Source organism: Virgibacillus sp. SK37, assembly GCF_000725285.1.
Taxonomy (GTDB): domain Bacteria; phylum Bacillota; class Bacilli; order Bacillales; family Amphibacillaceae; genus Virgibacillus_Q.
The window spans coordinates 1,068,525-1,084,946 of the sequence record NZ_CP007161.1 but is presented as its reverse complement, the minus strand read 5'-3'; the positions used below and the strand labels follow the sequence as shown (position 1 = coordinate 1,084,946).

Annotated in this window: 13 protein-coding genes and 1 tRNA gene; all 14 read right to left on the bottom strand. The window is 38.3% G+C overall.

Going from position 1 to position 16,422, the window contains the following annotated elements:
* Nucleotides 1-13 precede the first annotated feature (13 nt).
* Nucleotides 14-1,828: a glycerophosphodiester phosphodiesterase gene (locus tag X953_RS05425; RefSeq protein WP_052350044.1), complete on the bottom strand. Its 1,815-nt coding sequence runs from the start codon at nucleotides 1,826-1,828 to the stop codon at nucleotides 14-16.
* Between the two features lie 414 nt (nucleotides 1,829-2,242).
* On the bottom strand, nucleotides 2,243-2,503 hold the full coding sequence (locus X953_RS05420; protein ID WP_040954690.1) for a hypothetical protein: 261 nt from the start codon (nucleotides 2,501-2,503) through the stop codon (nucleotides 2,243-2,245).
* A gap of 85 nt (nucleotides 2,504-2,588) precedes the next feature.
* Complete coding sequence (locus X953_RS05415; protein WP_040954689.1) at nucleotides 2,589-4,271, bottom strand: DUF2207 domain-containing protein; 1,683 nt, start codon at nucleotides 4,269-4,271, stop codon at nucleotides 2,589-2,591.
* Nucleotides 4,272-4,427: 156 nt separating this feature from the next.
* Nucleotides 4,428-5,645 carry a hypothetical protein gene (locus X953_RS05410; protein ID WP_040954688.1) on the bottom strand — a complete coding sequence of 406 codons (1,218 nt, stop codon included), beginning with the start codon at nucleotides 5,643-5,645 and terminating at the stop codon, nucleotides 4,428-4,430.
* Between the two features lie 474 nt (nucleotides 5,646-6,119).
* A complete protein-coding gene (locus X953_RS05405) occupies nucleotides 6,120-7,295 on the bottom strand; it encodes a pyridoxal phosphate-dependent aminotransferase (RefSeq protein WP_156958447.1) in 1,176 nt (391 codons plus the stop codon).
* A 252-nt stretch (nucleotides 7,296-7,547) separates the two neighbouring features.
* Entirely contained in the window at nucleotides 7,548-8,570 is a 1,023-nt protein-coding gene (locus X953_RS05400; RefSeq protein ID WP_040956974.1) for a DUF2332 domain-containing protein, read from the bottom strand.
* A gap of 2 nt (nucleotides 8,571-8,572) precedes the next feature.
* On the bottom strand, nucleotides 8,573-9,337 hold the full coding sequence (locus X953_RS05395) for an aminoglycoside adenylyltransferase domain-containing protein (protein WP_040954687.1): 765 nt from the start codon (nucleotides 9,335-9,337) through the stop codon (nucleotides 8,573-8,575).
* Complete coding sequence (locus X953_RS05390) at nucleotides 9,312-9,815, bottom strand: GNAT family N-acetyltransferase (RefSeq protein WP_084715625.1); 504 nt, start codon at nucleotides 9,813-9,815, stop codon at nucleotides 9,312-9,314. The genes X953_RS05395 and X953_RS05390 overlap by 26 nt, the downstream gene beginning before the upstream one ends.
* A gap of 58 nt (nucleotides 9,816-9,873) precedes the next feature.
* Nucleotides 9,874-10,614, bottom strand: a complete 741-nt coding sequence (locus X953_RS05385; protein WP_040954686.1) for a hypothetical protein — start codon at nucleotides 10,612-10,614, stop codon at nucleotides 9,874-9,876.
* A gap of 41 nt (nucleotides 10,615-10,655) precedes the next feature.
* Complete coding sequence (locus X953_RS05380) at nucleotides 10,656-11,009, bottom strand: PH domain-containing protein (RefSeq protein ID WP_040954685.1); 354 nt, start codon at nucleotides 11,007-11,009, stop codon at nucleotides 10,656-10,658.
* Between the two features lie 113 nt (nucleotides 11,010-11,122).
* The gene (locus X953_RS05375) at nucleotides 11,123-11,743 is read right to left on the bottom strand and encodes a hypothetical protein (protein ID WP_040954684.1); all 621 of its coding nucleotides are present in this window, start codon (nucleotides 11,741-11,743) and stop codon (nucleotides 11,123-11,125) included.
* Nucleotides 11,744-12,008: 265 nt separating this feature from the next.
* Complete coding sequence (locus X953_RS05370; RefSeq protein ID WP_040954683.1) at nucleotides 12,009-13,055, bottom strand: metal ABC transporter solute-binding protein, Zn/Mn family; 1,047 nt, start codon at nucleotides 13,053-13,055, stop codon at nucleotides 12,009-12,011.
* 552 nt (nucleotides 13,056-13,607) lie between these two features.
* The gene (locus tag X953_RS05365; protein WP_040954682.1) at nucleotides 13,608-15,668 is read right to left on the bottom strand and encodes a catalase; all 2,061 of its coding nucleotides are present in this window, start codon (nucleotides 15,666-15,668) and stop codon (nucleotides 13,608-13,610) included.
* 229 nt (nucleotides 15,669-15,897) lie between these two features.
* Nucleotides 15,898-15,970 (bottom strand) — tRNA-Val (locus X953_RS05360).
* Nucleotides 15,971-16,422 lie beyond the last annotated feature (452 nt).

Below are 16,422 nucleotides of genomic sequence, written 5' to 3'. Positions count from 1 at the left end.
GGACAGCACGCCTTCAGTTACGTCGCTGCCCTTCCAGACCAATTTCCAATACACGTTGAGCTCTTTCTGGATAGTCCGTAATAATTCCATCGATATCGTATTTGAGTACTTCTTTCATGTTTCTCTTTATGTTTACCGTCCAGACCCACACTTCGCGATTTTGCTTTTTGGCTCGTTCTATAAAACGTTCTGTTAGCATGCTCTCTCGTATTGTGTAAAAATCCACATCCAGCTTAGATAAGTTTCCGGCAGATAAAAAGAGAATTTGGCCAATTTTTATTGTTTCATTTCGTTTACGAATATCCTGTAACAACTCATAACTGAAGGATTGAACATATGCCAGATGATCCGAATCATTCTTCTCTACAAGCTCCACAATTTTTTCAGCGAAACCTCTACCCGGCTCGGCTGATTTCAGGTCAATAATCAGTTTTGTATCATTTTCTTTCATGACTTTTAGTACTTCATCTAATGTAGGAATTCGTTCTCCGATAAATTCCTCACCATAAAGTCTACCGATATCTATTTGCTTTATTTCTTCAAACGTAAGATCACTTATTTTATCTGATACCCCAGCTACACGCTTCAGATCAAGATCATGACTTAGAACGATTACTCCATCTTTTGTCATAGCAACATCCACCTCGACCGCATCAACACCTTTACGGATAGCTGAACGAATACTACTCATCGAATTTTCTGGCGCGTGTTTGAGATCTCCACGGTGACTTGCAATTTCCACATCCCATTTCAAATAGACAAGTGAGTCATTCACCACATAATTAATTGCAAACAGAAGGCTAAGTACGACAACCGTTGTAGTTATAAAGAAAGATTTTCGTCTGGATAAAAAGCGTCCAATCTTCTTTTCTAATTGAAGGAAGTAATTGCTTTTCCCCAATGTCAACTTATCTTTAATTGGTATCCCTTTTCTTTCCTGAAACTGATAGAACAACCTTGTCAATACAAGCATGTTAACCGGTATAAAAATTAAAGACATCAGCATTGTGAAATAGCTGGCAAAGGTTAGTAAATAATTTCCGATAAAATCTCCGATTGCCTTTGAGTCTATGATGGTAGCAAGTTCGGATATTGCGTTCATTAAAACAAATCCTGCTAGAAAAATAAAAATATTAACGAGTAAAAGATACCATACTACCCTGATTTTATTTTTCCTTGTACAATTCCAGCTGCTTCGTAATGATTGCCAAATCGACTTATCCTCAATAAAGATATAATGAAGTGCGAAAATCCAACGAACAAATAAATATCCCATTCCTACAAATAAGGAAAGATAAACAAGCTTGGCAATAAGCGAATCATACAGCAGGTCTGTAAGAAAGATCGTAATATTCACATCAAACAGCGGGGGTAATGTAGATGCATCAATAAACGGAATAAATAAAAGCAGCAAAAAAACTAATGGAATAAAACCAAAACCAAGCAATCTTGGTAATTTTTTTACTGCTGTCAGAAAAGCTTCCGATATATATACCGACTGATTAAAATAACTTTTTTCTGCAAGAATGATGAGCACACCAAACTCTACAAATAAAAAAGCAACAGCGAAAAAGCTAACAAATAATGTCCCCATAATCCCACTTATACTTAATCCAAGCGAAAATACTTCATTATTTAGTAATGATCCATCATCAATTACTGTTAACATACGATTAAACATGTACGATAGAAAGGGAGCAAATAAAATGCTTGCGAGTAAGGAATAAATAAATTCAAAGGTTATATATTGCAGATAGGACTCCTTAAAGTCCGACCAACTGTTTTTTAAGAGCGTGAGCATATAATCAGCCTTTCCATATTTGAGCATATTCCTTTTCCCTTAAAATACATTCATCAAACTCTAGCTTAATTGACAACCAAGTTGGCGTAAAGAAGTATGTTTTAAAAATAGGTGTGTTAACGTACGTTGTTTGGATTACATACAAGGAAGACACTGTATAGGTAAAGGTCTATTGCGATGGGTTACAAATGGATTTTGTTCACTCATATTTGGAGAAAATGCGAACTAACAACAAAAACTATCGGCTGCAGAGCAAAACTATCGGCTGCAGATATTCAGGGACTAGCTGTATTTGCTTACCATACATTATTTTGCGAAACAAGTTTACATTACTATCAAGTTACTTCGCGTTTATCTATTTTGCGAGTCATTGAATAATCCTAAACATGTACATTATTAGAACCTAGAAAAAGTCGCTTATGTAAAAATAAGCGACTTTCCTTACTGGTTATGGTTGGTGATTTGAATACCATACTCTTCTTCCAGCTTGCGGTAGGTTTCTTTTAGCTTTGGTTTCTTTGCAATAATGCTTCTTGCTTGGTAGGCAAGGTTTAAAAGGTCACCATTCTGCTCTTCAGCTTTTTGTCCTTTTTCATATTGATATACATCAAGTAATGTACGATCAAGCAGTTGTAAAATGGAATACTGTGTTTTAACTGCTTGAATAAGCATTTCTTCTTTTTTATCTTCCTTCTCTGTCATGGAAACGCTCCTTTTACCAATCATTGCCCTCAGCATATCGAAGAAGATACTTGTTTACAAGCACATAAACTTAACACCATTTATGTTAAAATGCTCCTGAACCGCCACCGCCTCCACCAACACCAGCTCCTCCGCCCGGAGTCCCTCCCGTGGAAGTAGTTGCAGCAGCTACGGTATGCGAATCTTCGAATTGATTGTGAACCAGGCTGGCTATGAATAAGAAGGCAAAAATATCTGAATTAGATCTATCATTTTGCGGTAACACTTCTTTTATCTGTTCATTCTTTTTATGCAGTTGTTTATCATTTAAGCCAAAACTGTAGATAAAGGCTCGTTGTTGCTCCTCACTCTGTAAGTCCTGCCAGTCTTTGTCACTAATCGTAGGGTATCTCTCTTGGAATTCCTTCCACTGTTTGTATAGGATAGCTCCTTTTACTGTTTTAACACGGAAAGAGGCAGCGAAAATCAGCAATGCTCCGAACAGCATAATAGCCAAAAACATAGGCAAGAATAATTCATGGACACCAAACAAAACGGCAAAAGGAGCTACTATAATACTGGATAAGCCGATAATCGTACGAAGCTTCGGCTTTTTATCTACTAAATGATGTTCTTTTACCTCTTCTTTTACAGCTTGCTTCCATGCTTCGAAGTCCTTCCAATATGTTTCATGATTGGATTCTTCATCTGTATATTTTTTTAAATCACCAAGATGAAATGTCCCATTATCTCCAATTTTATAAAATAACCAATCGATTAAGATTTTTTCATGCTGATAATCTGTTTGTTTATGAATAACAGAGAACGTGTCTTCACTCTCTTTCTTCACATATCCTTTTCGAACTAAATCAAGTAAAGCGGCAGTTAATACATTAGCATCAAGTAAACCAGACTTCATAAAGGATAGTGTCGCAGGAAGGCTCATCATCAAATCTGGCACGAAATGTGCGGAAACATATTGGTGTGCTACTTCCATTTGAACGGCACGGCGCTGGTTAGCAGCATAAACGACAAGTACTAGCAAATAGATTACAAAAATTCCAACAATATATGGAGCAAGCCCTGACAGTAAATCTTGCCGATGTGCAAATGCTGCCTGCTCTTTTTCCAAACTCTCTTTATCTGCAAGAATTTCCTGCTTCATCGGCTGATCCTTTGTTATTGTAGCGCCAGGAAATAGTGAAACATCATAAGCAACCCGAATATCCCCGTTTTCCCCACTATCCACACTGCCCATAGAAAAATGAACCGTACCATTACGCTGGATATCTGCTGAGTCTGCTGCGGCATCCTCTCCATATGCAATTACGTTCCCTGTCGTTTCAGGCGGATGTACAAACACGTTCATGTTGCCATAATCAGATTCATTGCTTTCATCAAAGAATGGCCAATAAAATTGGGCGACATCTGAGAATACCTCCACTCCATTTTCAATCGTATAAAAAATTTCAATGGTAATGTTTTCATCTTCACCTTTACGATGAACCTTGTATAGGTTGTCCTCTCGTTCAATATTAAGTTTTTTACCCTTTTCTTCTGCAGTTACGTCATTAATTTCTGTGTTATTCTTCGGTATTAGCGTGCGGGTAATCCCATTAAACTCTCCATCAAACTGATATGTATGCTTTTCAGTAACCTTTACACTTCCATCAGACTGTAAAAAAGCATCGATCCGAGAGTTATCAATAGAATAATCGACCGCCAAGGATTCAATTGGAAAAACAAGTATACTAAAGATAATGATAGCCAGACCAAATAATTTTTTCATCACGGGCCCTCCTTGTACTATATAAGACGAAAGAGGCGGCTGAAAAGTTTCATTCTTTTACATTTTCATAAGAAAGCTTTTCAGACCTTGAGGGGGGAGCGTTATAGCTGGACATGGCTGTTGTGGCATAAGAAATTAATAAGGTCAGAAAATTTCTTACTTTTGATAAAAAACAGGAGCATGATCCACATTCAGTAACCATCGATAAGGTGATTTGTCCATACTTTTTTTCACCCATACATCTCCTTGTTCTTTATCTTCTGAAGTTCTGTACCATGTAATATAGGCTCCGACAACTTGAGGAGAGATATCCAGTTCGTTCTCTTTCGGAAAAGAGATTTGCTTCTGTTCGCCAGAATTAATATTGATTTCGTAAAGGCTGGTAAACATCGTTGGGGCCGGCCCTTCTTCCCACTCCTTATTTTCTTCGGCACGAGCGACAAGGACCTTGTTCTCTGTTAACCAAGCCAAATCCAAATCAACAAATCCTTGAGGAGTATAATTCATTTGCTCGTTCCATGCAGGTAGGTCCAAAATAGTTGTACTTTTATTCTCAACGAAAAATCTACCCTCTCCAGAAATGAATGCTAATCTATTTTCAAACGGGGACCACTGGATCCAATCTTTATACCAAAGCATTTTTCCTACTGCTTGAAAATTCTGTCCAGTTGACGAAACTACACAAAGTGTATTGCTGTCCATTGCCCATGATGCAGTTGGTGTTGCCAGAAAACTAACCCATTTCCCATCCTGACTCCATTTAAAGAACGTCGCATCAACAGAAAACAAGTCATCTTTGTGCGACTGCATTGTGTAAAATGGTGTTACTTTTTCTGTATGAAGTTCCGTATCCACTGGCACTTTAAATAAATGCACTGGTTCCCAGCCAGTCGGAAGCAGGTTGGATTGTGATGAAACAATAAACGCCTTTCCATCTGGGAACCAATTAAAATTACTTACACCCAAACTTACATTTTTAAAGCCTTCCGGTCGTCCGTTCTTTGTTTTTGTTACATTTAATAAACCACCAGATAAATAAGCCAGTTGATTAGATACTGGCGACCAATGGAACTCTTCCGTTTCAATCGTTGGATAGGGTTGATAAATTTCTTCTTCCTTTGAATCATAGATGTATAATTGAGCCTTTTCGGTTGATATATCTCTATCCAAAAAGGCAATAAAGCGCCCATCCTTTGACCATTCTGGAGAGGAAACATAACGATCTTTGGTAAGTTGTATCTCTTTATCGTCCTCTTTTATCCACAACTGTCGCTCACGGATGAAAGCAGCTTTCAGTGCTGTCTTTTCAGCAGCAGAATGTATTGGAAAACATATACAGATGAATACAATTACAATTAAAATCCTATATCCCATTTTAACATTCCTCCCAAGCTTACGTTTCCCTATTTGAATGGGAAGAATACGAATTTTAATCTTCCGTGTAGTCTTTACAAAATGGGAATCCTCCTAACTGAGACAAAATTCCCCATACCGAGACTACTCGATACCTGTCCGAGACTCTCACCTAACGTACCGAGACAAGCATGCTCTCATCCGAGACAGGAGGCTATCCCACCGAGACAAGCATGCTCTTATCCGAGACAGAAGGCTATCCCACCGAGACAAGCATGCTCTTATCCGAGACAGAAGGCTATCCAACCGCGACAAACAAGTAACCTACCGAGACAAGTGACTAATTCATACATATGTACCTAGAGAGAATCTTGTTTTTTCATGTCCACAAAAAAATCCCCCTAATCACTTTTATAAAAAAGCAATTAAGGGGATTTTATTTCTTTTGACAGAGAGTTAACAATGTATTGTTTTCTTCCTTCATTCGTTACTATTTTAAAATATCCTCAATTTCCCGATCCTCTCCGCAGCTTCCATTAATCGTTCTTCGTTCGCCAGCAGCCCTACACGGACATAACCTTCCCCTGTTTCACCAAAGCCATTCCCTGGAGCCACTACGACATGCGCTTCGTTCAGCAGGAGATCTGAAAATGATTCAGAGGTATAGCCATCTGGCACAGGCAGCCAAGTGAAGAACGTTCCTTTTGATTTCGGTACATGCCAGCCAATCTCATGAAGCTTCTCCACAAATACATTCCGTCTTTTTTCATATGTATGTACTAAACGCTCCACAGCTGTCTGGTCACCAAGCAATGCTTTCTCAGCAGCCTGCTGAACCGCCCCAAAAAGACTTACATATAAATGATCCTGAATTAAATTTAAGCTTTTAATAACAGAAGGATTTCCAACCGCGAAACCAACTCGCCAGCCAGCCATATTATATGTTTTCGATAACGTATACATTTCTACCCCAACGTCTTTTGCCCCATCAGACTGTAGAAAGCTTTGAGGTTTTTCACCATCAAAACCGATCGCACCATAAGCAAAGTCATGTACAACACAAATGCTATGTTTATTGGCCAAAGCGATTGTTTCATCAAATAATTCCTTATTTGCCGTTGCTGCAGTAGGATTGTTGGGATAGTTTAAGAACAACAGCTTTGCCTTTTCCAACGTCTTTTCATCTATCTTGCTGTAGTCCGGCAGAAAGTCATTTTTCTTAAGTAATGGCATAAAAGCTGGTATAGCATCTGACAGAGCGATACCTGACATATAATCCGGGTAACCTGGATCTGGCACTAATGCTACATCACCTGGATTTAACAGACATTGACTGATTTCCACTAAACCTGTTTTGGCACCAAACAAAATGGCAACCTCTGTATCTGGATCAATATCTACTCCATATTCCCGCTTATAAAAAGTGGCGATTGCCTGTTTCAAAAAAGGTTGGCCAGTAAACGGAGAGTACTTATGGTAGGTTGGATTATCAGCAGCAGCTTTTAACTCATCCACAATATGTTGTGGTGTCGGTAAATCAGGGTTTCCCTGACCAAGGTTTATAACGTCATGCCCAGCATCCATCAGCTTTTTTGCTTTCATAACAAGACTGGCAAAAAACTGTTCTGGGAGTCTTTTTAATGTCTCAGAAAACTCAAAGGTTTGCACCATTCTCACACTCCTGAAGTAATAAAATTCTAACTATTTATACTATAGAAGATATCGTTAATTGTAAAGTATATTTTTATGTATTTAAATGAGAGAAAAACTACAAATTTAAGACACTCACCTGGTTATATGAGCCGCATCCCACTAGTTTGAGAGACTCCTACCCTCAAATGAGAAAAAACGACCAGGTATGAGAGACTTCTCAGAAATTTGAGAGAGAGGTCGGCTGATTTAAGAGACAGGAACACAACTGCATTATTTACCTGCTAGATTCCAAGTAAACCACTTGCCATGTCCCTCCGTTTCCCCAACAATATGCGAGACCTTCTCCCCTTGCAAATAATATTCTAAATGCAAATAACGGTCATATATGTTGTTATACAAATGAAAAATCTCCCTCTTACTGCCAATAGAATGAATTTCTTGGAGGAGGTCTTCCTTCAATTGATCCGAGAACTGATTAGCAACATGTGTGTGAAAGACTACTACGACCATATCTTTTGGAATTTGATTAACAAGTTCTGGCAGCAGTGCGACCCCATCTCCCTCTATTAATTGAAGATTTGCAGCCTGTACCTGACTGGCCACCTTATCAAATAATTCCCTCCTATCAACGTGTTCTGGCCAGATAAGGGCTTTGAGCCAAAGATGATCTTCTACATCTTGAACATTATTTACATGTAAATCAAGACCAATTCGCTTGCTGACAGGCGGAAGCTCCTGCATAAAATCTGGAAGCTCCCCTTCTCTCACTTCTGCTTCCAGCACAATGTCTGCCTGTGTATTCCCATATATGGCAGCTGATCCATACGAATAAGCGTACGTATCCCATAACAGTTGAAAGCCTGCACTTGTGCCAATTTCAATAAGGGCTAATGGTTTCTTTACTTTTTCATACACATAGCAAAAGGAGGGATAGAGATATGCACAGCGACGCACTTCATTTGTTTGAACGAGTCTGCTTTTTAATAGATTCCTAATTTCGTTTTTATAATTTAAGCAAAAGTCTCTAAAAAAAGGAAAGGCTTCTGTTTCAGTTCTCGGATTTACGACCATACTCTTATAAAATCCCCTTAATTCATGTTCTGCATTTTTCAGCAGCATGTATTGCACAGCTCCAAATAACATATTAGGAACTGGCTGCCCATCTCGCGTACCGGCCGCAATTGTGAGCAGATCCTGATCTTTTGCAATCTCTTTAGCTAATACTTCATACAGTTTGCTTGAACCTTTACACTCTTCAGCAAAGGTTTGGAAGCGAGCGGAGAGCTTCGTCATATTCAATTTAATTTCCCCCTATTATCTATTTGCTTCAGCATATAATCAGAAAAGTTGGTTGCTTCGATCTTATCTATCTCCATTTCTGTTCGTTGACCGTTATACACTGTTAAACATGTACCAACCAAATTATGATACTTACTTGGCAGTACCTTCAGCGCCCATTCCCCGCCTTCCCGTTTTGATGCTATTATTCCTTCTCCTAAGAAATACAATAATCTGCATAAATTTAATGTATAATATACAAGGTCCTCCCTAATCTTCCAACGCGAATCTTTCACGTCTTGCAAGCATGCGGCTATATAGTCCTCTTTATTAATCGCAGAAAAAGTCTGCTGAATTTCTTTTCCGTAAAGCAACTTACCCCTGTAATGCGTCATCATCATATGGGCTATTAAATCAGGATCAAATTCGTTAGAACAGCTATAATTGGGATCTTCCTCATAGTTCCGTTTATGCTCTTTTGAGTAATGCAACTCAAAGGGGGTAGGATAAGACGGATGTTTTGCTTCATTCTCCAAAATCACACTCATTTCCAAGCGACAGGAAGGATATTTTTCTTCCAATAGAAGTATTTCTCTTATAAGTTTCTTCTTTGTATCCTCTGTAAGTTGTTTTTTTACCACAACCAATAAATCTACATCGCTTTTTTGAGGGTTGTAACATCCCATAGCCAGTGAACCATGTAAATAAACACCCACCAAATCACATTGCAAATAACGCGTACAATAGGAAGTAAATTCATTTATGAAAAGCTGTTCTTCCATTAACATTTCCCCCACTTACTTGTCCTCTCATTCGAGTCACTTTTCCATCCAATTCTTCACCAATTACAGTTAACCCTAATTTTCGGTAAAAAGATAAAGCTGATGTATTCGTCGGTGAAACGCGTAAGTGGTATTCGCTAACCCCTTGACTCCTGAAAAAATTCTCCGCATAGGTGTGCAATTTCGCACCCAATCCTTTCCCTCTTTTATCGGGGATCAAGTAATACAGATGAACATAACCTACACGCTTCCCTTCATACTGCCGAATGGATAGCTCCAATTGCCCAATATAAGCGTCCCCTTCTTGTACCAGTACAAAGTCAGTTGATTCGTCCATCTGTTTATCTTTCAGCCATTCCAGATATTCCTCTTCATGAAAATCGTTCTCATTTCCAAAGCTTACTACAAATGAATCCTTTCGAAATGCAAGCACAAGGTCCCTATCCCTATCTACATTTATCGGTCTAAACCACAGCATTTGAAAAACTCCTTTTGGTTAAATAGCGATATCTTCTGTACACTTTCAGATTACACACTTAACCTGCCGTCCGTTTAAAGACTTTGATTTTTGCTATCTTTTTACAGTCATTATGTACAAAAGTTTGAATCATTGGCAAATTGTCTAAACTGGTAGAACCTATGTAATGAGATGCATGAAATTGGTAGCGCAGCAGTTGTAAAGCTTGTTGATGAAGAATAACGCTTTTTCCTTTTCCACGCTCTTTTGGAACGAGGCCAAAATAAAATAACCTTCCCTCATCTGTGGTTCCCGGCTCCAAATGTGGCATGATAACGCCTAGTGGCTTAGCATTTTCATAGGCCAATATACATGAATCTTTATATGTCGATCCGAGTTCGATTTCAGCACTGCGGAGCTGATCTTCCACATTTAATAAGGAGGGGGCATTACACGAATGCTTCATCACATCAGCCCACACGCTTATAAAAAAGTTACGGTCCATCTTATGTAACGTTTTAATAGAATAAAATTGGTCTGTTTCTGGTAATTTCATTAAATCTTTATACACAAATAAAACCTCGTCATCTAGTTGGAAGTTTCTCTTGTTCAGAAGGCCCCCAACCGTTTCCGTGAACTTTTCATCTACCAGAATACTAACATTCTCAGCATTTCTTATATTTGAGAACAAATCAAGATGCTGAATAATATAAACTAATTCATCTTCAGACACATTCTTCGTATCTTCAACCGTTACAAAATTTGCTCCCTCTACAAATTTTAATTTAGCCGCGATCTTTTGATGCAGTAATGTTGGCATGAGCGAACCCTCCTCTATCCTTAGATACCATGGTCTTCCTTTTAACAGATTTTTAACATCATTTCTCTAACCACTTTAACCAATCGTTCATCATTATCAGTTAAAATCCGAGAAAATTTCACTATATCATTTTTATGCCTTAGGACAATCTGCGAGTTAATCAATCCTCGTTTTTTACGTATCTCTTTTATATCCTTATATTCAAATGACTCCATTAGTTCATTGCCTCTAGTAGAATCAGCTAGAAAAATTAATCGCTGTTCTGTGGCAACAAGCATTCCAGGCCTATACACCTGCCTGTAAATAAATATTTTCATCGCACAGCGCATACTGACTTGTATTGATTCTCGATCAGTTAACACGCATGCTTTCACATATGCCACATCTGCACGCATTCACATCACCCCTAAGCCTATTACGAGTAGCGCCGGATATAGGTTTCAATATATTCCGAAAATTATTTGCGAGGTCTGCTAACAACTATTCTTGCTCTTTCTATTGCAACAGGCTATTGAATTTCTGTTTTAATAAATTTCGCTTTTAAAAGATACACGGTGTCGTATTCCTTAATTCTGTCGAGATTCCCCTCTACATCGTGGTAAAAGTCATCTGAAAGGCTCTGCATGGAACCATCTCCACTTTTATAGCAAATGGAAGACAATATTTTTTCTTCCGCTCCATCTTCAGCAAGCAATGGATTTGTAGCCCACACACTAGACATATTCTTCAATCCCTTTTCTCCAATTCGCTCTGCATTCGTTAAAGCGCCAGTTCCCCCATCGCTAAATACCCCGACATTAAAGACAGACATATCCTGCTCCCCTGCCTCCTTAGAGATTGTAAACATAAGATACCCCTTCTCATTAACATCAGAAATAAGATGATTGACCTTCCCCGCTTTTTTTCCAAATTCATATTTATCCATCCATAACTCAACTTCTTTGTAGGAGGAATCGACTTTGAAATCAAAGATAAATGACTGTTCTGTAGTTGATAAAAGAATAGCTTCCTCCCTCTCTGATAATTCCGACTCTTTTACTTTTATGGAGGTCGAAGTTTGTTCATCCGAGCAACCAGCCAAGTAACTAAATACTAAAAAAATGCCTGAAATACATATTAATTTTTTCATCTCGTTTCCCCTTTTTTGCACAAAGATACTTCGTCCCTCATGCCGTTATTTCTAGCAGGTGTATTGGAAAGCCGGGCATTATTATTACATTTAAAACCTAGTGGTCCTTTCTTGAATGTTTACAATAGTAGTTTTATTTTTCCTTATCATACCATAATTTACCTAACAGAGCTGACTTTGCAATGAATAGTTTTAGCGGGTGGATCCTAAATTTGGAAGTTTTTAAACAAAAATAAATAAGGGAGCTATATTGAGCTCCCTCCCCTTACTGTAATGCCTTCACTAATGTTTCCAGATTTTGTTGCATAAGTGTAAAATAGTCTTCGGTATTTTCAATATCAGACTCAGTTAATACAGACAAGTTATGAATATACAATGAACGGACATTTGTCTCCTTTTGAATTATTTTAGCAACACGCGGCTCTACATTCTGTTCGAATAGCAAGTAGTTGATTTGATGATCTTTAACTATATCGATCACTTTCTTCAGTTGTTTTTGAGAAGGTTCATTGGATGGTGAAAGCCCTGAAATTGCTATTTGTCTTAATCCATATGTATCCTCCCAGTATCCATACGCAGCATGAGTAACTAATATCTCATTTTCCTCCATGGAGTTAAGTTGCTTTTTGTAATCAGTATCCAGCTCTTCCAGTTTTGTTTTTAATGCTGCAAAATTAGCTTCAAATGCTTCTTTAGATTCTGGATCTATTTCAATTAATTTATCTTTTATATGGCGTGCTAGTTCTATAGAACGAATTGGATCCAGCCAAACATGTGGATCCTCATCCCCATGATGGTGACTGTGATCCGCTGTTTCGTCGTGTTGTTGTTCTTGCCCATGTTCTTCTGCTGAATGATCCCCATCATGATGATGCTCATCTTCCCCATGCTCATGTTCATCACCATGAACTGCCTCTTCAAGAATATGTTCATCCGTATAACTGAGCAGTTCTATACCAGCACTCGCTTCTAATGTCTCCACATCCTCTGTTTGCAAGGCTTCACCTATGCTTTTGGCATAACCTTCCATTTGTTTATTGTTATATATAAACAGATCTGCTTTAGCAATTTCAACCATTTGTTTAGAATCTGGTTCAAATGTGTGTGCATCTGCTCCTGGAGGTAGTATTGATTCAACCTCCACCTTGTTACCACCAATCTGCTTTGTAAAAAATTCTAATGGATATAATGTCGTATATACCTTTAACAACGACTTATTTTCTTTTGTAGCTTCCCCATCTGTAGAACCAGTCGAACTAGATGTCGGATTACTACATCCACTCAATACAGAAATAAGAAATACGACCAGCATTGTAAAACCAATAAACTTTTCAATTCATCCTCTTCCTTCCTTTAAATAATTATATAAATCGTAATCATTACGGTTATATCTCAGAAATAAAGACTGAACATAACAGAATAAGCCTATCACAAAAGCAAATGTACCTATGTAATGCCAGCTGTAATCCAATAAATCGAAATGGACTCAGCGCGGCATAATTTAATTCGGAATTTCCTTCACTTAAATTCGTTTGTTCAGTCAATACACCTTAATTATTAATCTAAAACGAAATGTTTACGATTTAAAAATAGTATAAAGAAAAAGCATCCGTTTGTAAACAGTAATCATTACGAATTAGAAAATCTTTTCCTCTTAGAACACTCCTAAAGTTTAAAAGTCTTACAATAAAGTTTTTATGCTCGTTCAAATAAAAAAGCCTATATCCTTTTTGAAATAGAATACAGACTTTTAAGAAATTCTTGCCACTGAACAGATAATTTTTAAGATATGTCATCTGATCTATCTTTTAAACATGATGTTTGTTACTCTATTCACTCTTAGAAGCTTTTAACAAAAAACTTCTTATGTTCTATTCCAAAAACGTTGTTGAGCAATAGCTGCCACAAAATCTTTTCCAAAGTCTGGATTGTTGGCAGCAAAAACTACTCCAGCTAAATTATTACTTTTTGATGTGTGAATATAAGACTGCCCGCTCGTCGCAACCCCAATAGGTTTATAATGTTTATAAGCATGATGGACGTAATCCAATACTTCCTGCATAAATTTCTCCTGTTGCTTCACATTTCCGCCAACAACATAAAGAGAGTCAACCAAATAAGGGCTTGAAGTAAGAAACGTGTCATCCACCTTCAGCTTCGTTCCATCACTTCCAGTAACTGTCCCAAGATTGTCACTGATTATTTTAATGAATACACCGTTCTGCTGTAAGAATTGAAGCACGTTTGCTACCTCGGGACCGTTGAATCCATCTCCAATCAACACACCTACCTTTTGCGTGTATGCATAATAAGGAGAAGTTTTTGCTTGACTAAGAGAAGGATAGCTTGTTGAAACAGGAACCTGTGAGCCGGTTGGACGTTCCACACCAATATTATCAGCTACAATACATGCCAAATCATTGTCTACATTTGCCAAAAGATCAACGTTTTGCTGGCGGACAGATTTACTTTCTACCTTTCCAAGCTGATAACTGAATCCTTGAATCGTATGCTGCTTTTCAACCGAGGTTAAGCTGTTCCAAAAGATCCTCGGTTGTGAAAAGAAATCATTGAATGATTCACTCCGTCCACGCACAACATGCCCTTCCACTTTCTTTGGATAATGCTCATACCCTCCTGCCTCTGGAGGTGTTGTATAAGGCGTGTTATTTGCTAACGAATTTTCATGATAGTTTACCTGGTCTACGTCAATTCGATACCTCATAGGTCCTCGGCGCTGATTATTATGAAATGGGCAAATTGGTTTGTTTATCGGTAACTCTTGGAAGTTCGGACCCATTCGGTGTACTTGTGCCATATGATATGCAATCAATCTCCCCTGTAACACAGGATCGTTGGAGAAGCCTATTCCAGGCACCACATTTGCAGGGTTAAAGGCCACTTGTTCAGATTCTGTATGGTAATTATCAATATTAATATTTAATGTCATTTTTCCGATAAGTTGAACAGGAATAAGTTCTTCCGGCCAGAACTTCGCAGGATCAAGAATATCAAAATCATATTTAAACTCATCTTCTAAAGGAATTAACTGTACACCTAATTCATACTCCGGATATGCTCCCTTATCAATCGCTTCTCGTAAGTCTCTACGGTGGAAATCCGGATCAAGTCCACCGATTTTTAAAGCCTCATCCTGAAGCAGGGAATGCGTACCAAGCACAGGTTTCCAGACAAATCGCACAAATGTTGCAACATCCTTATCATTCACAAATAAATACGTATTAATAGACCAAGTTTCCATCATGCGGTAACTTCTCACAATTCCCCTGTCCGACATGATCCATTCAACCATATGAAGTGCCTCCGGATTGTTTGCTACATAATCCCAGAAGTAGTCATGTGCACCTGAAGCTGTTGGTATATCATCATCTGGCTTTGCTTGGTATGCGTGTAACGCATCCGGAAACTTCATTGGGTCTTGGTTAATTAGTACAGGCATTGCAATTGTTGTCAAATCGTAATTTCCTTCTTCTGTATAAAACTTAACACCCTTACACCGCAAATCCCTTGCCGTATCATAAGAACCTCTAGGCCCTTGAACGGTAGAAAAACGCACAGTTAAAGGAGTTTTCTTACCTGGTTCCTGTAAAAATCCTGCTTTTGTTACATGCCTCATCGATTGATAACACTCAAACTCTCCATGCGCACTATACCCTCTTGCATGAACAACTCTTTCCGGTTGCTCTTCCTGAACAAAATGAGACATTTTCTCAAAATAATGCCAGTCTTCATGTAATGAAGGTCCTCGCTCGCCAGCTTTTAATGTCTCCGAGTCATTTGATATTTTTCTTCCTTGATTTGTCGTCATTGGCTTCCCGGTATTTTGCACGCGGTACCGATCCAGCTGCTCATTTTTTAGGTTGTCAGCCGGGTTGTGATGTCTTGATGATTTATCTTTATCCATGCAATCACCTATCCTATCATTCAAGTTGTTTTACACTATTTATATTTATATGCCTACTTTTTGAATATAGAACTTTTTTGGGTGAATGGTTAAAAAATGAGTGTACAGTTGAAGTATGAATTAATACTACAGAGCTTTTAGGAGGATTTAGAAATAGATATGCCACTTTCAAAAGAACAATAAAAAAACTGCACCCTTCAATATGATAAGGTGCAGCTTTTTCTAGTTATGATTCCGATTGGGCTCGAACCAACGACCTCATGCCTGTCAAGCATGCGCTCTCCCAGCTGAGCTACGGAATCGTATGTAATAGACAATAATATAACTATATAAAATTTACATCAACTTGTCAATATGTTTTTGCAACACATTTTTGGCAAACGGTCGCCTGACAATAAGTATAAGCAGGGTTCTTTAGTAAAAGATAGTTAAAGCAGCACTACAACTCAATATCTTGAAAAACACGAATTACTTCATCCGTCGAGAACAATATCCCTTTACCAAGACAATCTGGGACTCTACGGAGACAATCATCCGGCTATCCGCGACATGCCTCCTTTCACTCTAGACAGATCTTCCAGCTGCAGCAACAAATCAGTTCTTACCCGACTACCTCCTGATCTATCGCGACAACTCACCCCATACCCGAGACTCCCATCCATCGTACCACGGCAACCAATCCCTCCTTAAATTCCTTCGTCACCCGAAATGGAATGTTGGATAAAATTAAACAATACTATTATACTGTTATAAT